15 protein-coding genes are annotated in these 25,859 nt (G+C 33.3%); 5 read left to right on the forward strand and 10 right to left on the reverse strand.

Annotated elements, in window-relative coordinates; translation table 11 throughout:
- Positions 1–27: 27 nt before the first annotated feature.
- The 6 genes from ACUN3A_RS01450 to ACUN3A_RS01475 form a co-directional block, all read right to left on the reverse strand.
- Positions 28–459, reverse strand: a complete 432-nt coding sequence (locus ACUN3A_RS01450; RefSeq protein ID WP_445549574.1) for a response regulator — start codon at positions 457–459, stop codon at positions 28–30.
- A 3-nt stretch (positions 460–462) separates the two neighbouring features.
- Positions 463–1,905: an ATP-binding protein gene (locus ACUN3A_RS01455; protein WP_445549575.1), complete on the reverse strand. Its 1,443-nt coding sequence runs from the start codon at positions 1,903–1,905 to the stop codon at positions 463–465.
- A 119-nt stretch (positions 1,906–2,024) separates the two neighbouring features.
- Positions 2,025–2,408 carry a response regulator gene (locus ACUN3A_RS01460; protein WP_445549576.1) on the reverse strand — a complete coding sequence of 128 codons (384 nt, stop codon included), beginning with the start codon at positions 2,406–2,408 and terminating at the stop codon, positions 2,025–2,027.
- Between the two features lie 460 nt (positions 2,409–2,868).
- Complete coding sequence (locus ACUN3A_RS01465) at positions 2,869–5,217, reverse strand: beta-galactosidase (protein ID WP_445549577.1); 2,349 nt, start codon at positions 5,215–5,217, stop codon at positions 2,869–2,871.
- A gap of 349 nt (positions 5,218–5,566) precedes the next feature.
- Positions 5,567–7,999 carry a beta-galactosidase gene (locus ACUN3A_RS01470; RefSeq protein WP_445549578.1) on the reverse strand — a complete coding sequence of 811 codons (2,433 nt, stop codon included), beginning with the start codon at positions 7,997–7,999 and terminating at the stop codon, positions 5,567–5,569.
- Between the two features lie 126 nt (positions 8,000–8,125).
- Positions 8,126–11,425 carry a DUF5107 domain-containing protein gene (locus ACUN3A_RS01475; protein WP_445549579.1) on the reverse strand — a complete coding sequence of 1,100 codons (3,300 nt, stop codon included), beginning with the start codon at positions 11,423–11,425 and terminating at the stop codon, positions 8,126–8,128.
- Between the two features lie 377 nt (positions 11,426–11,802).
- Between ACUN3A_RS01475 and ACUN3A_RS01480 the strand changes: the two genes are divergently transcribed.
- Complete coding sequence (locus tag ACUN3A_RS01480) at positions 11,803–12,699, forward strand: AraC family transcriptional regulator (protein WP_445549580.1); 897 nt, start codon at positions 11,803–11,805, stop codon at positions 12,697–12,699.
- 303 nt (positions 12,700–13,002) lie between these two features.
- Entirely contained in the window at positions 13,003–14,604 is a 1,602-nt protein-coding gene (locus ACUN3A_RS01485; protein ID WP_445549581.1) for a family 43 glycosylhydrolase, read from the forward strand.
- A 477-nt stretch (positions 14,605–15,081) separates the two neighbouring features.
- On the opposite strand, the gene ACUN3A_RS01490 is transcribed toward ACUN3A_RS01485, so the two are convergent.
- From ACUN3A_RS01490 to ACUN3A_RS01505, 4 genes are all read right to left on the reverse strand, one after another.
- A complete protein-coding gene (locus tag ACUN3A_RS01490; protein ID WP_445549582.1) occupies positions 15,082–16,479 on the reverse strand; it encodes a sugar porter family MFS transporter in 1,398 nt (465 codons plus the stop codon).
- Positions 16,480–17,255: 776 nt separating this feature from the next.
- Positions 17,256–18,344, reverse strand: coding sequence for a T9SS sorting signal type C domain-containing protein (locus ACUN3A_RS01495; protein WP_445549583.1), 1,089 nt, complete (start codon positions 18,342–18,344; stop codon positions 17,256–17,258).
- A gap of 354 nt (positions 18,345–18,698) precedes the next feature.
- Positions 18,699–20,006, reverse strand: a complete 1,308-nt coding sequence (locus ACUN3A_RS01500; RefSeq protein WP_445549584.1) for a rhamnogalacturonan acetylesterase — start codon at positions 20,004–20,006, stop codon at positions 18,699–18,701.
- A 790-nt stretch (positions 20,007–20,796) separates the two neighbouring features.
- Positions 20,797–21,075, reverse strand: coding sequence for a putative quinol monooxygenase (locus tag ACUN3A_RS01505; RefSeq protein WP_445549585.1), 279 nt, complete (start codon positions 21,073–21,075; stop codon positions 20,797–20,799).
- Between the two features lie 337 nt (positions 21,076–21,412).
- Here ACUN3A_RS01505 and ACUN3A_RS01510 point away from each other — a divergent pair, with 337 nt between their 5' ends.
- From ACUN3A_RS01510 to ACUN3A_RS01520, 3 genes are all read left to right on the forward strand, one after another.
- Positions 21,413–22,090, forward strand: coding sequence for a response regulator transcription factor (locus ACUN3A_RS01510; RefSeq protein ID WP_445549586.1), 678 nt, complete (start codon positions 21,413–21,415; stop codon positions 22,088–22,090).
- Positions 22,083–23,345, forward strand: a complete 1,263-nt coding sequence (locus tag ACUN3A_RS01515) for a sensor histidine kinase (RefSeq protein ID WP_445549587.1) — start codon at positions 22,083–22,085, stop codon at positions 23,343–23,345. Before ACUN3A_RS01510 ends, ACUN3A_RS01515 begins: the two co-directional genes overlap by 8 nt.
- A gap of 75 nt (positions 23,346–23,420) precedes the next feature.
- Positions 23,421–25,832, forward strand: a complete 2,412-nt coding sequence (locus ACUN3A_RS01520) for a TonB-dependent receptor domain-containing protein (RefSeq protein ID WP_445549588.1) — start codon at positions 23,421–23,423, stop codon at positions 25,830–25,832.
- Positions 25,833–25,859 lie beyond the last annotated feature (27 nt).

Here is a 25,859-nt window from a genome sequence, read left to right on the forward strand (position 1 = left end):
ATTCAATTACAGCAATTTAATACTATTTTATAAACTTTCATTCAGCAATATTTTCCTTAGATGAAATTGAACAAAGGCATCCATAGAGTCAGTCCTCTTTGAATTATCGGTATAATTTAATGGCTTTATAATATAACCTGATATTCCTAATTGTTCAGCTTCAAATCGGTCGTCATTTTCAGAAGAGGTCGTCATTATAAAAACCTTCAAACTACTAAAATTTTTATCTTCTCTAATAATTTTCAAAAATTCTATTCCGTTCATTCTGGGCATATTTATGTCTAAGAGAACTACATCAGGAATTAGTCCTAAATTTTTATCTCTTAGTATTTTTAATGCTTCTATACCATTATAAGCAGTATAAAGAACATACTCACTTTCTATTTTTTTTAAAGAACGCTCCACACTTATAATGTCAAGTTCATCATCTTCTACTAATAAAATTGTTGGCTTTTTCATAGTTTAATTATTTCTCCAGGTAAAGATAAACGCTGCACCTTTTCCCAATGTTGATTTAACAGTAATGCTTTCTTGTTGATCGTCGATTATTTTTTTTACAATTGCCAAACCTACTCCGGTACTTTCCTGTTCATTTTGTTCGCGAAGTGTCTGAAATATTTCAAATATTTTTTGATGATATTCTACTGCAATTCCAATTCCATTATCTTTCACTGAAAACTCATAACAATCTGGCAGTTTTCTGCAGGTTATTTGAATTACAGCTTCTTCTTGTGGAGTATATTTCACCGAATTACTGATTAAATTAGCAAAAACCTGCTCTAATTTAATTCTTTCAGTAAACAAATCGGGAAGATTGCCTATTTCTAATGTAAAGTTTCTAGGAACAATTGAAGCTGCAATTTCCTGAACCAAAGTATTGGTATTTATATGCTCTGAAGGAGCCTGAATATTTAATCTTGCATAATCCAGTAAACCATTAATCAAAGCTTCCATTCGCATAGTCTTTTGTGGAATAATGGTAAGATATTTTTTTAGCTCCGGCGAGAGTTCCTTTTCATGATCTTCTTCGATCCATCTTACTACATTATGAATTCCCCTAATTGGTGCTTTTAAATCATGAGAAACCACATAGGCAAACTTATTGAGCTCGGCATTTCTATTTTTTAGTTCCCGAATGTTTTTATCTAATTTTTCAGACATCGAATTAAGAGAAATTACCAAAGCAGATAATTCATCATTTCTCGTGTCCTTTACTCGTGTAAAATTCCCTTTTGAAATATCCTCAGCAAGCCGAACCATCGAAGTAATTCTTTTATTGGTAACATACATTATAAAAATAGTACTCAAAAGTCCCACGATAATTGTCAGAGTGAGGAAAATACGCGAAAAAGTACGGGCATATTGTAAAGAATCGAGTAAGGTTTCGGTATGATATTTCCTCATTCTATATTCGATTTTATCAAATCTTGAGAATTTTTCGGAAATAGCATCGTTTATTTTCTTTCCTACATATCTTTTTAGTGAGCTATCAAAAAGATTTTTATAAGAGTCCGGTTTTTCCTTTCTTGATTTTATTAATTGTTCCGAATATCGAATCCAGCTATTATGAAGTGTGCTGATAGAATCTAATATAGCACGTTGTGTATTATTATTTCTAATGCGAATTTGCTGCTCTTTTATCAAAAAAGGCACTTTTTTAAGTCCTATAAAATAGGAATGGAGAAAAGTATGATCATCCGTGAGCAGAAAACCCCGAAAGGCACTTTGCATCTCGATAATAGCTTTATGAGTTTTATTAGAAGTTCGTATTATCTCTTCAGATCTGGCAAGAAACTGCGAGTTAAGCTGTACTTTTTTCGACAGCGTATAATTCGTATAGGAATCTGCAACTGACAACAAAATTATCAGAGTAAATGCTAAAAGAATTTGAGTAGATAATTTCATTTCATTCCAAAAAATTAAATATTTTAGAATACGCAATACTTTTTATGTATAAAAAGGACTATGCACAGAATAATTTTATTTCAATGTGGCCAATAACCATGAACACAAAATAATGCACCTTAAAGAGTATGTGCATATTTGCTTAAAATTTCTTTTAGGTCATTAAAGTTATTTGGTTTCGAAATAAAATCATGTGCACCATACTCTTTAGCTTCCTGAATTATGTCACTAAATTGTGACGTAGAAAAAATAATAACAGGTATTTCTTTTATTATTTCGTTTTTTTTTATTTCAGTTAAAAATTCCAGTCCGGACATAAAAGGCATATTTAAATCCAGAAAAATTACATCTGGTTTAATCTCCTTATCTATTAATTTTCTAAGGGCTTCTACTGGATTATAAATAGCTGTATACAATGCACCTGAAACCTCTTGCAAAGCTTCCATAAATAATTCGCAATCATCAGAATCATCATCAACGTGTAATATATTTTTATAATTCATATTGCTTGTTTTATAATCTTTACTGTTTGACTTATATAATAATAAACATTGATTTGAGTTATCTCATAGCTATCAAATATAATTAAATAAATATAATATTAGAAATATCAATCAAAATTTAAATAGAGTTTAACGTAAAAATTATAGGTGCAGGCACACCAAATTATTTTTTTTGGAATAAAATTATGGATTTAAAAAAAAATTAGATTATTATTTCCATAGGAAGAAACAAAGCATAGATAAGGTATAGATAAAGTATAGATAGTGTATGAGTAATGTATGAAAAGCTAATCGGAATAATGAAAAAACAATGGCAGCTATTTTATCAAAACAAAAATGCAATTATTTAATTCATTAACTACAAGTATAGAGGTATCTTCGACAACTTTGGCATCTAACTTATCATCAAATTTGGAGAAAATTTGGAAGGAGCTGGAAAATTGCTCCTTCCAAAAATCCTTTATTTTTTAATGGTAAACGAATTTTCTTTAATATAAAAACGATAAGATAATACATTACCATTGGTACTCTTATCCGTACGTGGCAAATATTTAAATCCTTTAATTTTAATTGTATTACCTAAATCTATTACCACCTGATGTGGATGAGGTGTTTTTGAAACTGTCCAAGCGGTAGACCAAAAAGTAGATTCCTGTTGGTCGAATATTTTTTCGGCCGAATAGTTCCCTACCGAAACCTCTTCACTGTCAGCATAAATAATTTTCCAATTAGAACGATTAATTGACAAACCATCAGCACCAATTAGTTCTAATTCAGCAATACTGCTGCTTTGATCTTTAGGATTTTGAGAACTTAACGCCTCAAAACAAAAGTAACGCCCTTCAGACTCTTTTTTAAGAATTACTTCTTTCCAACCTTGACCGCTAGTAAAAGTTCCCTCATCAGAAGGAGTTTCAGCTGATAAATCCAATGTTTCTCCTTTTTTACGGTGTAAAAGTGATTCATCAACGACTATTTTATCCAAAATAGGTGTAGTTATACCCACAATTTGATTGTCTTTAGGAGTTTCTAAATCGAGAATAATAATCTCATTTTTTCCTTTTTTCAACCAGCATCCTGGCATATACATGGTTTGTTGAGGTCCAATTTTCCAATAACGGCCCAAATTATAGCCATTAACCCAAATCATTCCTTTACCCCAAGTGCTCATATCGATATAAGTGTCACCAGTAGATTTTAAATCAAAAGTGGCTTTATACCAAGCTGGACCGCTTGCTTTCGCTTTTTTAAATTTCAAGTTTTTCTGAAATTCATAGTCTACTGGAAAATTAAAAACTTCCCAATCTTTTAGAATATTTGTACTGGCAGATGTAAGCATCTCTACTTTTTCGGTTATCCCTTTTCGATCAATGATAGTCTTTCCATAGTTCACTCTACCCAAAGCATCTACTAAAATATCCAGAATATCTCCTTTTTTTACCGGAGGTATTTTGATTGTCTTTTCATCTTTGCGACGATCCAAATTGCCAATTAATTTACCATTGATATAAACAGCTGCCCAATCATGTAACTCGGTAATTTTTATATCAAATGAAGTAGTACACTCTGGTAATTTGGTGCGATACAAAATTCGCCCCCAACCTTGGTTAAACTCTTCCATAGGTTTTATAGTTTCCGATTGATTGGCTTTCGGAAGATTTTCGAATAGTTGAGCAGACTCATTAAATGTAATCTTAGGAATTGAAATTACAGGATAATTTGCAGGTGGTTCTGGAATAGTTTCGCCTGCATTTAGATAATTTTTCATTAAATCACGAACAGCATAAAATTTATCTGTAGGTTGTCCTCCCTCATTTATTGGAGCATTATAATCATATGATGATACCATTGCACCAAAAGGAGGTGCGTTGGCTCCACCCCACTGACCAAAAGAAGTTCCACCATGTGCCATATACAAACTAAACGAAATATTGCGATCCAACATGTCTTTTAAACTTCCGATAAAACTACTTATTGATCGGGTTTCATGTGCTCGTCCCCAGTAATCAAACCAACCAGTCCAATATTCACTACACATTAGCGGAGCTTTCGGATAAACTTCTTTATACTTTTCAAATTGTTTTTCAATATTCGAACCTGCTCCAAAATTTAATGCCGTATAAACCCCATCCACATCATATTTGAAAAAATTAGAACTCCAATCGCAGCGAAACAATTGTACTTTGTCAAATCCTGACGCACGAATGGCATCACGAACTTGCCCCATATAAGCAGTATCAGTACCCCAAACACCATATTCATTTTCTACCTGAACCATAATAATGTTTCCACCATTTTGAATTTGGTAAGGTGCTAGTTGTTTCCCCACTTCCTTCAAATACTTGATGGAACGCTCCATAAAATAAGGATTATCTTTGGTACGTACCTGAATATCCTTTTTCTTCAAAAGCCACCAAGGCAAACCGCCCATATCCCATTCAGCACAGGCATAAGGTCCAGGACGGACAATGCAATACATTCCGTTTTTTTGAACTAGCTTCACAAATTCTGCGACGTCTTTTTGACCTGTAAAATCAAATTTATCAGGCTGCTGTTCATGAAAATTCCAAAAAAGATAAATACAAATGGTATTCATTCCCATGGCTTTGCACATTTGAATGCGTTGTTCCCAGTATTCGCGTGGAATTCTCGGGAAATGGATTTCGCCTGCACGCACAATAAATGGTTTTCCATTTAACAGGAAGCTTTTGTCGTCAGCAATAAATGTGCCTGGTTTTCCCGAAACTTGTGCTTTGGAAATCATTGTCATAAAGATGGCAATGACAAATATTAGTTTAGATAATTTCATTTTTTATTTTATTCAATTACTTTTTATCCAAAACTACATTTACTTTGTATTTTATGGAAATTATTGGGAGTTTTATTTTTATAAATTTTATTTTATCACAAAATTTAGTAATCCTATTTATAAATTTATACCAAACGTTGCTAAAATTTAGTCCAATACTATTTTGTCACAACGAGCACAGTCGAGTTGCATAACTGTTTGTCGACTTTCAAAATCTATTTCCTTAATCTAGGATGTCAATCAAAGTCTATAAATACTAATGTGTCTTCAAATAAAAAACTGACTTTTTAAGATGGTTTCTACATTAAAAAAGTCAGTTTTAATATTTGATTAAATCAAATTCTGTGTTTTATTTAAACTCAACATTTACTTTATATTCAACAGAAATCTGAGGTTGTTTAATTTCTAGAAATTCCTTTTTATCACCGAAATTAGGTACAACTTCTTTGTCAAGATAACTTAAATAAGGAGCATCTTTTGCCATTGGTATAAAGTAAAAATACATTTCGTTATTTTTCAATGCTTCCGCAAATCGCTTCAAACCAATATTCCAAGGAGCGCTGGTATATAGATTGTCGGTTTGAAGTTCACCGTTCATCATACATACACCGCGATCACCACGATAATCAAAAGTGATAGAAACATCATTCATTTTTGTCCAATCAACATTCTGTGCTTTAAGTACAAAATGACGATCGTCAGTTTTGACAAGCTCAATATTTGATTCAATTTTAGAAACGTTTAATTTCCATTGACTGATATTTTTTATAGAAGATGGAACTTTTGCAGTACTGTTGCCTGAAGTTGTGATTTTATTTACAGCTGGATAAACACCCAATTCTATTGATGTTGCATCAGTAGTAGTCAAAGAAATGTTTTGTCCTTCTTCAAGAACCAATGATTTGCTAATAACAAGATGTGCATCTTTTGTTCCAACTACATAAGCATTTAGAGCCTGATCGTATGGAAGTATCAAAAACGAAACACCATTTATCTGAAAATCATTAATTTTTCCAGCAGCAAAAGCCACAACGGTATTACCTTCTCTCATTGTTGTTTTGATTCCTGTGCCGCTCACTTTCACTTTGCCCTTAAACACCATCTCTGGAGCAATACCGTCAATCGAAACAAATACGTTGTAAGGTTTACTATTATTAACAAAACGAGTATATGGCTGAACAGTAGCTATCTTCACATCGATGCCGTCATAATTGGTATTGAAAGGAAAAATTGCCGAACTTCCTGCTTTAAGCGTAAAAGTTCCTGTTTGTGGAAATGTGATTACACCAGATTTAGTAGTAACATCAATTTTAAGTCCCGTCATATCAGAAGTCACTAAGTGATCCTGATAGTTATGCATAAATACATATCCTTTATTTCCATCTGTTCTTACTGAATAACGCAAAGTCGTAGCATTATCAGCTTTAATTGCATCATTCGTTGCAGGCAAAACAGTATAAAGTGGTGCTAAATCATTACCAAATGAACTAAGAAAATAATTGATTAATTTTAATGAATAAAAACCACTGCTGATCTTTCCAAACTCACCGATAGGAGATTGATAATCATAGGATTTATTATGCAATCCAAATCCTTCCGCAAAAAAGTAGTTTCCAACAGAAGGCGTTGTACCGCCATGATACATATAAAATCCAAGTCCATTAGTTCCGCTTCCCACAGTACGTACCATCATAGGCAGGAAACTTTCACCAGGTACATGCGGTCTGCGCGAATAAGTAACAGCCATACCTGTACCTAGTTCAGCGGCTAACGACGGATATAAATTCACATCATAACTTACCGGAGAATAATCAGGTTTTTGGCGAATGTCTTTAAATAAATAAAACGGAGAAGGCCTAATGCTCGATTCCCAAAATGGAAATGCATAACCAGCCATTACTGGAATAGAACCTTTTTCTATAATGGAAGCATATCCCCAACCAGTTGCAGTGTATATTGGTGCAACCAATCCAGCCTTAATAGCCAATGATTTGAGTGTTTTCATATGATCTTTTCCAACATCAGCAAATTCATTCCCAACATTATTTATTCCAACACCTATTTGCGTAATATTCTTGTCACGTTGTGCAACTGTATTTTCACGCGGAGCATCCTGATAGGTAAATCCCCAAGGCGCTGCCGAGTGTTGGTATTCATTTTCAATTTGAACTCCAAGGATAGGGCCGCCATCTTTAAACATTAAACCTTTTAATTGTTTACCAATTTCCTGATACAATCGATTTACATAAGTCAGATAGGCAGGGTCATTGCTTCGTACATCAATAGGTCTTCCGTACAACCAATCAGGCAATCCGCCATTGCGTATTTCGCCATGATCGAAAGGACCAACACGCATTAATACATCGAGTCCATTTTTGGCACACAGTTCCGTAAAATGACGAACATCCAAATCGCCCGTCCAGTCGAATTTACCTTCTTTAAATTCATGCATGTTCCAAAAAACATAGGTAGCCACCATCGTAATCCCACCGGCTTTCATTTTTTTTAGCTCTTCATCCCAATATTGATGTGGAAAACGACTAAAGTGAAACTCCCCGATAACCGGAATAAAAGGCTTACCGTTTTTTTCTAGATAGAAACTATTTACACCAATAGTATCGCCTTTTACACTGCGTCCACCCAAATCGAGATGACCGCGTTTTACATCGGTTCGAACCTTAGTTACGTCAACCTGGTAGTTCTTTTGAGCAGATACCGTAAAGGAAACCAGAGCTGCCGTAGTTAAACTCAATAATGATTTTGAGATTATATTTTTTTTCATATGTTGATATATATTGTTTTTTATGGGTCATATGTAATTGCTTCGCCAATCGCTTTCGCTCGAGTCGCATATCATCATTGGTGTTTGCGACCTATTTACTACCATGCTTATTTCATAAAATAGGAACTATTTAGATAATTGATTAGTTTCTTTATATTCATTGATTAAGGACACATGTACCTGAACTCCCTGATGGTTTAAATCCATTTTTGAAGCTTCTTGCAAATGTGTTTTTGCTTTGGCAATTTCACCTAATCCCAAATATCCCAAACCAAGCATATAATGACAATGGATTTTATTTCGGAAAGTTAAATCATCCTCCCAGATTAATAAATCAGGTAATGATACAGCAAAATAATCTAGTTTTATTTTTTCGTTCAAATGTTTTTCTCCAAAAGCAATCAACTTGTCGAATCTGATATTGGCTTGATTTTGTGAGTCTAATTTTAGCAATGCTAATCCCTGATAAAATATTTTATCTGGTTTTTGGTCATTGTAAAATATAGCTGCAGCAGGTTCTGTATTTCCGTCTTTGGCCAATTCCCAGTATTTGCGGGCTTCATTCATTTGCCCCAAACCTTCGTAGGCACAACCCAACCAATAATGGAAATCATTTTCTTGTGCACCTGATAGTTTTCCTTCTCCGAGATTATGTGGATATATTAAACATTCTTCCAATAAGTTGATTGCTTTTTCGAAGTTTTTGTCAGCCAAAAATTGCTTAGCCAATTCCACTCTTGCCGTTTGGTATTGAGCCGGAACTTTTCCTTCGCCGCCTTCCCAAGGATGAAAAATACGATTGTCAATTAATTCAATCGCTTTCGCATAATTTCCAAGGTGATTGCACAAAGTAGCATATTCCAGATAAACATCATCACGCTGGATTACCAGATTGAAGTATTTTTCCAAAAATGCCAGTCGTTCTGCATGTGGTTTACAAAGACGTTTGTATAATTGGTCTAATTCCATCAAGATTCGGGAATCAGTGGTATCCAAAGCAAATGCTTTCTCAAGATATTGCAACGCTTTTTCTTCTTGCTGTAATTTATTAAAATAAGCCAAAGACAAATTTCTCACTACTGTTGGGAATGTGTCGTCAATTTCAACCGACTTTTCCCAGCTGGCAATAGCTTCAGGATATTGGCGCTTGTCGTACCATAAATTACCCAAATAATAAGGTGCTTTTGAATCTTTTGAATTTATTTTTTGTGCCGCTTCCAATGCAAGTATTGCTTCCAAGCGATTTGGGAAACAATATTCAGGAGCATGATTCGCAGCTGTCTCAAACACGGCTTTAGCATTTTTGTTAGCCAAACTCAATGCCCAACCCATATAGTAATAAGTCATTGGAGTTGTTGGACAAACTTTGATTCCTTCTTCCAACAATTGAATTGCTTCATCGTACATTCCAACAGCAATATAATCCAATGCAACGACTTCATAATTATGGATTTCACCACGCATTAATCTATGCATTTCTTCCAAAACAGCAGTAGAATTTGAAATAAGATAATGTTCAAAACGACATCCAAAATTGAATAAATCGATTTTCAACGAATCTTCAATTAATGTCAAAGCATCTTTTTCTTTTCCTGATTTTCGTAAGATAGCTGTCTTCAAAGCGCGGGCTTTGTGGTTATGCCAATTGCGTACCAACGATTTGTCGATTTCATGAAGTGCATCGTCTAGATTGTCCTTTTTACATGAAATCTGTGCGCATCCAAAATATCCAGCATCCTGCATAGCAGCATTCCAGCACGATTTATAGAAAGCGTCGTATGCTTCTTTGTTTTTACCTTGGTATTGAAGGGCAAGACCTAGATTGTATCGTGGCTCGCCATCGTATGGATTCGGGTTGCGTTGTAATTGGGTTTCGATTGCCACATTGAAATACTTTTCAGATTCGGCAAATTTTCCACGTCGAAGCTGCCAAAGTCCCATAGCATTGTTGTTTCTCACGTCTGAGGGGTCACGTTTTAACGCTTCCAAGTAATAATCAGTGGCAACGTAAGTAGCATGACGGTATTGTTCTAAATGTAAGCCCGTAAGATACAATTGCTCACATGTAGGCGTTTCTTCTGGAGAAAAAGCAGGTTTTGCAGCTTCAGGAGTTTCTTTTCCTTCTTGCTCTTCTGCTTTAATGCTTAATAATTGTCTACCATTTGCTGCATATACAAATAGCTTTAAAGTAATTGCAGCAATGTCTCCAACTGAAATTTCACGTTCATAAACCTGCTCAGGACTTAAATCCAAGGTTTCTTCGAAAAAGCCTTCGAGTACAATCCTTGCATTTTTTTGTAAAGAGGTTGCGAAAATCTTCACAATGGCTTTATCTCCTTCTTTATCGATATTTAAAAGCAAATCCTGTGAAGCATTTTTTACAACTCCCAGTTCGCGATATGGCAGGAAATATTGTGTAAATGTTTTTTCTTCATAAGGCTGCATCCAGCTGAAATCGGGTTGGTTGTCGGTAAAAACTCCTGCCATTAATTCGATGTAAGGCCCGTCTTCATCAGTAAGGTTTCTGTCCCATGCTTTTCCGAAATCACCATTCCCCCAAGTCCATTGTTTTTTTCCTGGTGAAATATGATGATTGGCAACATGCAGTACACCAGCTTTGGTATCATTCTCGTAACCTCCCACGAAGTTAAAATCCGAGTTGATGGCCATATATGATGTAGGAACTGGAATGTTTTTATAGTTTGAAATATCGACACCAGCAGAATAATCTACTTTATAATAAGTTCCTGTAGCAATTGGGAATGTAGATACATCTCTTTTTCCATGATCAAAAACCGCATGTACATCCGGTGGAAAAACCGATTGATAATGTTCATTTACCGCAACAGCTGGGTTTGCCCACCAAAGAAAAGTCTGCGGAACAGGAGTTGGATTGTATAATTTCCCTTTAATTTCCAAATACGCTTTTCCAGGATGCAAAGTAAATCCAGCCATCCCTTTTTGATGGAACATTTTCTCGTTTTCACTCACCCAAACGGTAATACTGCCATCAGCATTATTTTCAATAGTATGATCCACTGGTAAAAAAGTACTCGGACGGTGATGTTGCGGCCAGTTGAATTCTATTCCGCCCGAAATCCATGGACCAGTAAGCCCAACCAATGCAGGTTTAATCACCTGATTGTAATAAATAAAATGGCGTTGTTTGATTTTATCATAAGCCATTTGAACGCGGCCACCCAACTCAGGTAAAATCATCACCTTGATATATTCATTTTCCAGATAAACAGCACGATAGATCTTGTCTGTTTTTTCATCTTCAATTTTCTCGACCACAGGATAAGGATAAACTACCCCACTACTTCCTTGATAAACACGTTTTTCAAGAAATATTGGATTTTTCTCTGCTTTGCCGATTTCATATGTTGGAATGATTACATCCTCTTGCCAGGCTTTTACACTCATTATTTTATATTTTTATTATTCTTTATATTAATGTTTCAAACTCTTATTTATGCAGTTTACTTGCTTATAAAATGTTATTAAAAAAAATAAGAATTTTATTAAAATTAAAATCCCATGTAATCTTTTCGAAATTAATTATAATTACTATCACAAGATGTACTTATAAAGAAGATTATCAGTTAATTAATCTCAATTGAAATTTATAATTTCAGGAAAATTTAACTTTAGTAAAGTTTATTTTTTCTTTACAAATTAAAACCAATTCTTGAATTGATTTAATAGAACATATTACTATTTACATGGACTATATTATTATTTATGCTCATGTCGAAAATTTCTTTTATTTTTGGCTGTTACTTTAAAAATCAATTGCAGTTATGGCAAAAATTAAAAGTGGTTTTGCGGGAGAACGTGCTATCATTTTGCCCAATCCTATTATCGATGAATACAAGAATAGTGAGCTGGGAAGTTTACTCTATATTACGGACATAGGCTTCTATCCCAATGCGAATTTCCATTTTCGAAAAAGAACTGCGGTTGAAGCTTCACAATATGTTTTGATATATTGCATTGAAGGTAAAGGTTGGTTTGAAATAGACAATCAAATCCATAAAGTAGCGGCAAATCAAGTCTTTATTTTACCAAAAGGAAAAGCACATTCCTACGGGAGTGAAAGTAACAAACCATGGACAATTTATTGGATTCATTTCGATGGAGAAAAAGCGGATTATTTTGCTGAAAGTATGGACAAACCATTAGTAGTTTTAGCAGAAAAAAATTCCAGAATTGAAGAGCGATTTAAATTACTTGAAGAAATATTTGCAACCCTTAAAAACGGATACAGTAAAAGCAATTTAGATTTTAGTACCATTTCATTATTTTATTTTCTTGGATCATTAAAATATTTGGGCGCTTATCGAGGAAATAATGATTTTAATCAAGCAACCCAACAACGAGACGTTGCTGAAGAAGCTATTCATTATATGCGCGAAAATGTTCGAAAACGAATTACTCTGAAAGAAATAGCCGATTATGTTGGATTTTCAACTTCACATTTCTCACTCTTATTTCACCGCAAAACGGGTTACTCACCACTGAATTATCTTATTCATCTGAAAATTCAGGAAGCGTGTCATTTGATTGACTTTTCAAATATGAAAATGAACCAAATTAGCGTGCTTGTTGGATTTGATGATCCATTTTATTTTAGTAGAATATTTACCAAGACTATGGGACAATCTCCGAGTGATTATAGAAAAAAGAAAAAGGGTTGAGTTTTTTTTTCAGTTATACTTCATTCATTTGAACACTTTCGCCATAAGTTCAGAATAATGAGAATTGTGCAAGTACGATTTTCATTCGACAGAATTTATATAGTACCATTAATAGCTAATGTGTCCTAAAATGATTGATAATGGCAAAGCATGATTATACGAGATTAGCAGGGATATTTATATTTGCGAGCTCTAATATCGTTAATATAAAAAGGATTTTAAAAACAGATAAAACCTGAATAAAAAAATAGAAAATTATTAAAAAAAGCACTAAATATTTAATTGATTTTATAAAAACAAAATATGAAAATTATAAAAAATAATTCGTTTAATGTAACTGTGTTGTTACTGGCTTGTATCATAGGAATATCTGTCCCTAATTATGGACAAAGTACCAATATAAAAAATGATATATTCTGGGACACCAAAGATGGACAACCTATTTACAGTCAAGGTGGCGGCATCTTTAAATTTATTGAACCTACGACTGGCGTAAAAAAATATTACTGGTATGGTGTTCAATATGAGGAAGCCGACAGTTATCGAAAAAATCCATCTATAACTAGACCTGATGCCACATTTCAATCAGTAACTTGCTATTCTTCCACTGATTTAGTTAACTGGAAATTTGAGGCAGATGTTTTAACTAAGGACGAAACAAACAAAAAAGGTAAGACCTGGGTGGGACGCTTAGGAGTAGCTTACATTAAAGAGTTAAATAAATATACTATGGTTGTTCAGCATGGTAATAAGGTATTGTTTGCCGTTTCCGATTCGCCGACAGGGAAATTTACTTGGCATCAGGAAATAAGCATGGAAGAAATGATTGGAACCACCAATACTGGCGATCAAACGGTATTTACGGATGAAGATTCAGGCAAATCTTATCTTGTTTATTCTTATGGAAAAGGACGAAGCAAAATATATGTTTCAGAAATTGGCGTAAAAGACGGAAAAGTGAATCTGTTAGACTGCACGCAGATTTTTAAAGGAGAAAGCCGTGAAGGCAATTGTATGTTCAAGTACAACAACAAGTATTATATGTTTGCGTCCAATATATACGGTTGGGATTCTTCTCATGCCTATTATTTAGTGGCCGATGACATTAGAGGACCCTACCTGCCAACTAATCAAATGTTGATTATGGATGGTGCTTCAGAAGATTATGCACATGTTACTCAAACAGGATTTTTTATTAATGTTAAAGGCAGTAAACAGGAAACTGTGGTTTATTGTGGAGACAGATGGGCTGATTTTGCAGGGAATGGTTTAGGATACAACCAATGGTTCCCACTTTCATTTAACGGAAAGACGCCTTATTTTAATTCCCTTGGTTCTTGGAATCTTGATGCCAAAACAGGTACATGGAATGTAGCCGAAGACAACAATTATGTAAAAAACGGAAGCTTTGAAGCAGACCGCAAGTATATTCCCAGCCAAGCGAAACCAGTACAAACACAGTTAACAGGCTGGTCTACTCAGATAATTGAAGGGAATAAAATTGGACTTGACCCTAATTCCCCAGTACTAAACTATTATAATACTGAAAGCGACAGAAAGATTGTAATAGGTGAAAAAAGCCTGAATATCAGCGATAAAGTTAATTTTAAGCGAAAAATATCCCAAACCATCTCCTCTTCTCCTTATGTGAAACTGACAGATGGAGTATATACAATGTCTGCAAAAGTTAAAAACAGTGGTGGTTTTACTAATTTAGAAATGTATGCTATAAGCAATAAAAGCAAATTCAATTACAGCATTAAGAATGAAAACCCATCTTGGTACACAATTAGCATAACAAATGTTGTTATCAAAGGTGGAAAAGTTGAAATCGGTTTCTTGGCAGAAGGTACAGCCAATGCTTTTTGTCAAGTGGATGATATCTTGCTGATAAAAAATCATTAAAAAGCAGCTCCATTAAAAAAGCTTTTATTTAACTAACAATAATTCTTGATACTTATTATGAAGAACTTAATATGAACTATAAACAGATATCACTTGTATTATGTTTTCATTTTTAACGTCTCTGCGCCTTCGTGAGAAAAAACAAAGCTCGGATTAAAAACAAAGGCATTGGCCACGGATTTGACTGATAAAACAGATTGTTTATTAATGTAAAAAGCAGAACATAAATAGAGCCCTTTGTAGATCAGTGGAGTCTGTGACATCGGTGACCAATTTATTAATTAAAGTAAGTGCTGCATAATTGATATTTGCATAAAAATAGCCCAAATAATAAAGCGGAATAATATACAATTGCAATGTATATTATTCCGCTTTATTATTTGGGCTAAAGTTATTAGATGCTACATCGCCTTTAGACTGATGTACATCTTAAAAACTTATATATTTTGGCTACTTTTCTCAAAAGAATAGAAAATATTATTTCACTAATTCATTCTCAATCTCTTCCAATGTTTTTCCTTTTGTTTCAGGTAATTTTATAAGCACAAATACAAATCCAAGCACGCATATTACTGCATACACCCAGAATGTTCCCGCCGCACCAAACGATTTATTAAGTAATGGAAAAGTATAGGTCAGAATAAAACAAGCAATCCATAAAGCAAAAGTAGCCAAAGCCATTGCGGCTCCACGCACTCTATTAGGAAAAATCTCGGATAGAATTACCCAAGTTATCGGTGCCAATGACATGGCATAAATAGCAATAGCAACTACCACTAATGAAAGAACTGCTACACCTTTTAATTCAAAATAAAACGCACTTCCTAAAAGTAAATAAGTCAGGGCTAAGCCTGCTGCTCCAAAAACCATCAATTTTTTGCGTCCCCATTTGTCAACTGTAAACATTGCAACCAATGTAAATACTAAATTTACTGTTCCGGTAATCACAATATTGAACAAGGTGTCGCTTACGCCGTAACCTGCGGCTGTAAAAATTTCTTCAGCATAATTAAAAACGGTATTGATACCACACCATTGTTGGAAAACGGCTACTACAACACCAATAACAAGTACATTACGGAATTTAGGATTGAAAAGAGCCTTGAAATCTATTTTTTCAGAAACATCATCTAAAGTAGCTTGAATATTAGCCATTTCTTCACGAGCATAAGCTTCACCTCCAATCTTGTTCAATGTAGGAAACGCTTTTTCTTGTTTACCAGCTTTCATTAACCAACGTGGACTTTCAGGAAGCGTAAATGCCAGTATAAGAAACACAACCGAAGGTACTGCACAGGCATAAAACATCCAACGCCAGCCCATTTGTCCATTCCATGAATTACGAATGAATTCATCTGTTACTCCTGCCGGAACTTTTTCGGCAATAAGTAAGTTAACAATCTGTGCGGCAAGTATACCTATAACAAGAGTCATTTGATTAAGTGAAACAAAACGCCCTCTCAAATGAGATGGAGCCACCTCGGCAATATACATTGGCGAAAGAGCTGAAGCAAGTCCGATACCCACACCACCAATTATCCTAAAAGAAACAAATACAACATAGGTTGAAGCTAATCCCGTACCAACTGAAGCCACTGTAAATAGGAAAGCAGAAAGCAACAATGGCCATTTTCGACCAAACTTATCACTGATTACACCAGATACAACTGCACCCAAAATACAGCCGACCAAAGCAGAACTCATGGCCCAAGCTTGCAAGTTTGCCAATGTTGCTATGTCAAAAAAACGTTCGTAAAAAGGTTTTGCACCGCCAATAACTACCCAGTCATAACCGAAAAGCAATCCGCCCATGGCAGAAACCATGGAGATGGCAAATAGATAGAAATTATTGAATTGTTTATTTTGGTCTTCCATAAAAATAGAATTGAGGTTAAATTAATTAATAAAACAAAAATACATTTAACAATTTATTTTAAAATGGATTATATATCGAAACAAATGGACTATTTTATTATTTATTACGAATATAGAATTTTTATTACTTTATTTTTCCTTAAATAAAAATTTCAAGAGACTATGACTAGAATTATAGAATGTATTTATGAATGGGTATGTCATCGTTTTACCTATTTTAGTTCAGTAAAATCAGAGGTTTTATTACATATTATCTAGCATTAGTAATTATAAAAAAGAGATTTCCTTTTCGAAAAGAACATTGGATTCACTTTGATGGAGAAAAAAACGGTTTTAATTATTTGAAGATATATTCTACACATTGCAAAACAATTACAACAAAAAAAGGGTAAGTTCTGATGGAATAAAATATACAGTTCAAACCTTTCTTCGTTTCTCTACAGCAAAAATATTTTTTTAAGACTCAACTCAAAAAAGAATAAAAACATTACCCTTCACATGGATTATGTTATTCTTTTCAAAAACAATAATAAAAAGAGCAAAAAACAACCTTACATTAAAAAGATGCTATTATTTTAACTGCTTTTAATACGAAACGAATTCAAATTAAACTCTGCCTCAAATGAATTGAAATCTTCGCAGATGGTGTATCAAAATATTTCGACTGACCAATTAGCAAATAGACTTTCAAAGACTTTTTGGAAAATGCAAAATCCCGTCAAAAACGGGATTTTCACAATTATATGAACGTTTTTTAAGTTCCTGTATGGAGTTTATTATTGAATTATTTTTTTTGTCACAATACGACCATCTGTAGTAGTTATTTTAACCACATACACATTATTCGATCCATTTACAGCAATGCTAGCTTCATTTGATCCAATGTTATTTTTACTAGCAACCAAACGACCATTTAAATCATATATTACGACATCAGACAAAATTATATTTCCTGACTGAATTTTGATGTTTTCGTTTTGTGCGTAAATCACAATCGCATTTTCATCAATTTTAACATCATTAATGCCAAGAGTTGTTGGTATTATTGCACTAACTGTTGTTTTGGTTGCACCATCATACACAAGCGAAATTGTTTTTCCTGCTACTGCTTTTATTTTACCAGCATCAATGAACGTCTGAACAGCAGCTGTCTGATTTCCAGGAATTATCATACTCCCATTATCGATAGTAACAAGACCATTGGCAGTAATCCCAAATGATGTAAAGGCTGTATAATTTACATTTACTGTCCCAGAATTGATATTTAATATTCCTGAAGTTGCATATCCTAAAACCAACCCACCTGCTGTACCCAAAGTCAAAGTACCGCCATTGATATTAATAGTACCAGGAGATGTACCAAGAGCACCTACTCTCCACACATCATTTCCTGTCAAAATAGCACCAGTTGCAACATTTACAATACCCGAAAATCCTGCGCTATTACCCGTATAAAATTTTGGAAAATTACTTGTACCTGCAATGATATTTAATGTACCATTAGCCGAACTTGTAGCCGCTTTATTAGTTGTGATGTCCGCATTTGCTATAAAAGTTACTCCTGTAGCAATAGTTATTTGTCTACAATTAACTGCAGCTGTATTAGTTATCTCATTATTATTGCTACCAGTAGCAGTGATAGTAAAATTATCACCATTAGAACCACCTACAAAAGCTGTTGGTGCAGGGTTCCAGTTACTAAAGGTAGTAAATTCAGAAGATGTTCCCCCTACCCATGCATATGATGTACCTTGAGCAAAAGTAGACTGTCCAACTAAAAGTGTCAACGCTACAAAAGCAGCTATTCTAAAAGGCATCTTTCTCACAAGAGATTTTGAGAAATTAAAAAGTAATTGTTTTTTCATAATAAATAATTTAATGGTTAATAGTTTGAATAATTATTAATTTTAATGATCAATAATTATTGATTCAAAATTAATTTTACCCTCCTATTATCCATTATCATAGCTTGCCAATGCATATCAAAATCAGACACTAGAATTCAAAATGTTAAAAATCAATACTTTAAAGCATTATTGTTTTTGTTTTTTTTCTAAAACCTAAATAATAATTGCAAATTAAGCTCTATTTGAATTCCTATAAACGCAAATTCCGCATTAGGCTTTATAATAAAGTCTAATGCGGAATCTGCGTTAAATCTGCGAAATCTTTTTGTTATCCTGTAATGTTGAATAATGCTTTATTCAGTATTTCAAATTTTAATTCCCATCTGGTTTAGTGATTTCAAATCTGTTACTCATAGGTACTGTCCAATCACTTGGCTGGCTAGGTTTTTTTGGGTCGTAATTAGGAACAGTCGTTTTTATATTTTTAGCAATATCCAATTTTAAATCTCTAATACCCTGTACCACACATCTAGCAACTTCGTTGGCACCAAAACTATTAAAGTGTGTATTGTCTGCCAATGTTTTTGTTTGCCCTGGAAAAGTGTTTGCAGGATATTGAACGAATGCTTTTTTTGAAAGGCTCTCTCCCCAGCTTTCATACATAGATGTGGTCATATTAGTCACATCTATTAAAGGAACTTGCAGCTCTTGAGCCACTTTTCGCATTGCATCTGGAAACTCACCGTGAGTAGGATTTAACGTTCCATCAGTATTAAAATGACGTCTTTGCGTTGGAGTTATCAAAACTGGAATTCCACCTTTACTTCTTGCTCTTGTAACATATTCTTTCAATAAAGTCGTATATTCTCCCCAAGCACCTTTGCCTTCGCCTTTTGCTTTTTCATCATTGTGTCCAAACTCAATAAAAAGATAATCCCCCGGTTGCATCAAGTATAAAATTTTCTCCAATCGATTTCCTGATTTGAAAGAGCTAAGCGCTAAACCAGAACAAGCATAATTTGCAACGACTACATCATCAGTCAAATAATTAGGGAAAAATTGCCCCCAAGATCCCCAAGGTTCCTTGTCTTGATCCGTAACCGTGGAATCTCCTGCAATATAGAGGGTTTTAATTTTTGAAACAGCTGTGATTTTAATACTTTGAATAATCGGAGTTCCCAAAAAACCTAAGGTTAATTTATCGTCCCAATTCAAACCGCTAAGTTCAGCAGGCTTAAGACGTATGCTATTATTTTTATCAAATTTTGCTGTCCTTACATTAACTATAAAACGTTCCGTTTTAGTTTCTTTTTCAGCGGTCTTAATTTCTCGCACCATCAATCTTCGGGATTCCGCATTTACAGTTGTCACGCCGCTGCTATTCCCGCCCAAAACTACTTCAACAATATAATTCCCTTCAGGAAGTTTTGCCGAAAAATAGAACGGGCTCTTAGCAGATATTGATTTTTTATCAAATGTTATCTCTTTATCGGACTCTAAATCGAATCCGTAGCCAACAGCGTCTGTATATACAACTGCTTTATCTATGGCTATACCAGATTTTTTATTGGTATTTTCACCAAAATTAAATTCTTTGGTTGGTTCTTTCTTTTGCGCTGTTGCATTGAAAAACATTGTAATGCAAAGAAAAAATGCAAAGAAATTTTTTAGATACTTCATAATGTGGTTTTTAATTATTGATTTATTTATCTGTTTATTTTAATTTACACTTACTTTAAAATCATTGCTGGTAACCCCATATTATTTATCTCGGTTATGCAATTTCATTCAAAACTAATATAATAAAATACTATTCTTTCTATTAAAAATTGTGTTTTTAAATTTTTATTAAAAAAATTGCCTATCACAGTAAAACCACTTACTTGATAGACAATTAACAACAAAAACCAAATTATCACCTAATTTAACACATTAATCTTAACAAAAATTATCTGACTGTCAACACAATAGGATAGTAAATTCTATCTTAAAACAATTGTATTTTTTAAATTACACATTAAAAAATGCCTATCTAAGTAAAATAGGATACTTAGATAGGCTGCTAACTAATTTAATCGTGACCTATTTATATTCTTTACAAAAGTAGCTTCCTTAATTTTATTTTTAATTATCATAAATTGCAATAACCATTCATAAATTGACATCTGACCGAATATGATATAAAATGGCTAGATATGATTAGTAAACACAAGTAAAAACAGAGAAAATATTGTTCTGAATTTGACAATTTCAGAATATAGAAGCATACGATAGTTGAAAATATTAGAAATCAATTTGTTTTTTTTAAATAGATTTGAATGCAATTTTAGAAATATTTAGGTTTAAATAGACATACCATATTCTATAAAACACAAAGAGCACCAGTAAAAAATACTAGTGCTCTTTGTGTTTTGAGAAATTCTAACATCCCCCGTTTTGCAATCTTTTGGCTTTATTTCAAAAAAAGAAATTAAAAAGTAGATAATGTTTTATAAATCTGAATCCCACCTTCTACTAAACCACCAATTTCATCAATGAAATTTAGCAAATGAGGTGCTTTATTATGCAAATCTAATCCATCCTGATTTTCCCATTCTTCCCAAAGAACAAACTCATTTTCGTTATAATGCAAATCATAACGAATGCAGGCAAGTTCTTTTCTGGTTTCAGTAACCAAATGAGTAAGCATTGATAAAACTTGCTCGGAATTATCGGTTTTGCTTTTTAGTATAGCGGTAATAGCAATCATAATTATAAAAATTTTAAAAGTTTATTCTAAGTATAGTCTGGTTTAAAAATACTAATATTTCGAAGATCGTAACGTTTCCAACATTGTGAGAGTGAAAACTGAAGTCTTTTCCATTGCTGTAAATTTATTCATTTTTGTGGAAACAAAGAACGTTTTTCATTCACTCTTTTTACTATTTTAACTAAGTTCACTTGATCAAAACTTTCTCTATAATTGTTATATCTGAGCTAAATTTATAAATCAAGTTCCTATTTATTGTGAATTTTACTTTATCAAAATGAGTTTAAAGTTTAATTAAAATTCAGTTTTTCTTCAAAATTGATTTGTAAATTGCAGTATGAAAATTCTAATTATAGAAGATGAGCAGGAAATTGCTCTAAGCATTAAAAACTATTTTAAAACCAATGGCTTTCAATGCGAAACAGCTGGCAATTACGCATTGGCACTTACAAAAATTGATAATTACGATTACGACTGCATTTTATTGGATTTAATGCTGCCCGATGGCGACGGCTTTGATATTCTAAAAGAATTAAAAAGCAAAAACAAAACAGAAGGCGTTATCATTATATCGGCAAAAGAAACTCTAGATACCCGCATTGAAGGTTTCAATCTTGGTGCCGATGATTTTCTAACAAAACCATTTCATCTTTCGGAACTCTTAGTCCGAATGCAGGCACTCATTCGTCGCAAAAACTTTCAAGGAAATAACAACATTATTTTTAATGAAATTAGTATTGATATTTTATCTAAAACAGTAACTGTCAACAATAAAAAACTGGATTTAACCAAAAAAGAAATAGATTTACTACTGTTTTTAATTGGCAACAATAATAAAGTTTTGTCCAAAGGTGCTATTGCTGAACACCTTTCAGGAGATATGGCAGATATGCTTGACAATCATGATTTTATATATGCACATGTTAAAAATCTAAAAAAGAAGCTTCACGCTGCAGGAAGTGGTGACTACATCAAAACAGCGTATGGTTTAGGATATAAATGGGAAAATGAGTAAAAAACTACTTCATAAAACAACCAGCAGCTTTCTTATATTCGCTGTTATTACACTGTTGGTATCGGCACCCCTATTTTATTACATTAGTCAAATGCTTTATGTTTTTGAAACTGATGAAGTCCTGCATTTCCACAAAGGTGCATTTGTTAAAGAAAGTCATAATGATTTTACTCAGGAAGATATAAATCTATGGAACAAATACAATCAAGATGTAATGATTGTTCCCGATATGGGCGTTACGAAAGATTCTATTGTTGGTAAAAGAGTATTCGATTCTATTGCTAAAGATAAAGAGCCATTCCGCATACTTTATGCTCCAGTCATTATAAACGGCAAGAAATATACTTATATAGAGAAAATAAATCTTGTTGAGATGGAAGGAATGGTAGTAAATATAGCTGCCATGTTTCTGTTTATTATAGTTATTTTGCTTATCGGAATCATTTGGATATCAAAAACATCTGCTGCAAAAATATGGAAGCCTTTTTACAACACGCTTGGTCAAATACACGATTTTGAAATCGATAAAAATAAACCTCCCCATTTTATCCCTACTGATATAAATGAATTTAATCAACTGAACAAAAGCCTTGAACAGCTTATTGAAAAAAACACTGCCATATATAAAAGTCAAAGAGAATTCGTAGAAAATGCAGCGCACGAACTACAAACGCCTCTGGCTTTATTTCAAACCAAAATTGATACTTTACTCCAATTGGAGTTAAATAAAGAACAACTTTCTGTATTAAGTTCATTGAATAATGATGTTTCCAGACTCAACAGACTTAACAAAAACCTTTTGTTGCTTTCTAAAATTGATAGTGGAAACTATCTTGAGAAAAGCACTTTCGTTTTGAATGACTACATCGAAAAACATCTTGACTTTTTTATTGAACAAGCCAAAGCCAAAAACATTACCATCACTACCGAATTCAATACTGAACTTAAGATTACAGGAAATCCTGCCTTAACAGAAGTCTTAATCAATAATTTGTTTCTGAATGCCATTCGTCACAACGAAAAAAATGGAACAATAATCATTAAAATAAAAGACGGTAAGTTGATTTTTTTGAATACGGGACAGCAAACACCATTAACAATCGAGAAACTATTTAACCGATTTTCTAAAATAAATCCTTCTTCACAAGGAAATGGACTTGGTTTGGCCATCATAAAAAAAATAACGGAAATCAATCAATGGGAAATCAATTATACTTTTGATAACCAATTGCATTGTTTTAGCGTTCAATTCTAAAAATTCAAACTTACTACAAAATCAATTTTGAAATTTGTACTATTCTTTATTATTAAATAATAGTACTTCTTTAAAATGAAATTAAAAATAACGCTACCACTATTCTTTCTGTTAATGATTTTTTTTAATGGAATAGCACAAACCAATACAGCAACTATCTCCGGATTAATCAAAAACAATACTTCCAAAAGTACCATTCCGTATGCGAATGTTGTTTTAAAATCAGCCAAAGAACAAAAAAATATTTTTGGAACTATAAGTAATGAAGAAGGTCGGTTTAACTTTTCTGCTGTGCCTTCTGGAAATTATACATTAGAAGTCAGCGCAACAGGATATAAAACGATAGTGCAAAAAATATTTGTTGGAAACCTGTCTGCCTTTCTTGATTTACATAGTATAAATCTTGAAGAAGATAGTACCATATTATCTGAAATAATAGTAAACACCAAAACTCAAGAAGGAAGTGCAAAAATGGATAAGAAAGTTTTTTCTGTTGCCGACAATATTACTCAAAGCGGCGGATCTGTTTTACAATCCATGCAAAATTTACCTGGTGTTACTATGCACGATGGTAAAGTACAACTCCGAGGTAATGATAAAGTAATGGTGCTAATAGACGGAAAACAAACTGCCTTGACTGGTTTTGGAAATCAATCGGGTTTGGATAATATTCCGGCATCTGCCATTGAAAAAATAGAAATTATAAATAATCCATCAGCTAAATTTGATGCTAATGGAAACGCAGGAATCATCAACATCATTTACAAGAAAAACAAACAAGATGGTTTTAATGGTAAAATAGGAATCAGCTCTGGTTATGGTGCGCTATGGGTACGTAAAGAAAATTTACCAACAATTAGCCCTCAATATCAAGTCACGCCAAAAATAAATCCTTCGCTGTCGCTAAACTATAGAAAGAACAAAATAAACACCTATTTACAAGCCGATTATCTCTACACAGAAACGCTTAATAAAAACGAATTTGTAACGAGGACTTATGACGATGGAATTGTTATCAATCAGCAGACTAAAAGAAACCGTGATACTCATTTCACAACCCTTAAAACGGGTATCGACTGGAATTATAATGAACAAAATACTTTTGCTTTTTCGGGGCTTTTTGGCAGTGAAAAAATTATAGATCACGGAGAAGAACCTTTCTTTAATGAAGATTATTCTCAGCGTCTGCGCCTTTGGCAATTCTTAGAAGACGAACTTAAAACAACCGTTATGGCAAGTGTTTCTTTTGAACATAAATTTAAAGAAGCGGGACATAAATTGAATGCCGGAATCAATTATACATACCACAGAGAAGATGAAAAATACTTCTTTGATAATATCATGCTCACTTTCACAGGCAAAGATGCTTTTAAGCTCCTGTCTGATGAAAAAGTGGTTGATGTAAATTTCGATTATATTCAGCCTTTAAAATATGGTCGTTTTGAAACAGGTCTTAAATTTAGAAACAGAGAAATCCCGACCAATATGCAGTTTTTCTCAGGAGAAAATTCTCCTATTGACAAAAATGCTGGCGGTTGGGCCACTTATAAAGAAATCATTCCTGCGCTGTATTCCAATTACATTTATGAAACGAATACAATTGAAGCTGAACTGGGACTTCGTCTGGAATATGTAAACCTAAAATATGAAGTAAATCCAAATCACCCTACTTATAAAAGTGATGGTTACAATTACACCGAACCCTTTCCCAACCTACGATTTGGCTATAAAATAAATGATCAAAATAAAATAACCGCTTTTTACAACCGTAGAGTGGACAGACCTAATGAAGTAGATATTCGTATTTTTCCTAAATACGATGATGCCGAAATTATAAAAGTAGGGAATCCAGGACTTCGCCCACAATTTACGAATGCATTTGAAATAGGTTATAAACGAAATTTAGAAAAAGGTTATTTTACATCTTCCCTTTATTATAGAATCGTAAACGGAACTATATCTCGTATTGCTACAACTGTCCCTGACAGCAAACTTATTTATAATGTATTCCAAAATGCAGATAAAAGCACATCTATGGGAGTTGAAATGGTATATTCAAAAGAAATAAACCCTTGGTATTCTTTCAATATAAACGGAAACCTGTATCAAAATACGATAGATGCTTTTACTGTAACCAATTTATATCCTGTTCCAAGCACTTATTATGGCGAACGTCAGCAAATGGTATCTGGAAATTTAAAATGGAACAATAGCCTCCAACTAAATAAAACGGTAAAAGGTCAGGTATCGGTTATTTATCTTGCTCCAGATATTATCCCGCAAGGAAAAATAGATTCGAGATTTTCTGTTGATCTAGGAATCAAAAAAACAGTTCAAAAAGGAAAAGGGGAAGTTTTTCTAAATGCAACGGATATCTTTAATACACTAGTAATACAAAAAGAAATTCAGGGAGAAGGTTTTAGTTACACTAGTAAAGATTACTACGAAACTCAAGTAATACGATTTGGATATAGTTATAAATTTTAAAAATTTACAGTTCTAATTTAGTAAAAA

The organism is Flavobacterium sp. WC2509, assembly GCF_052683105.1.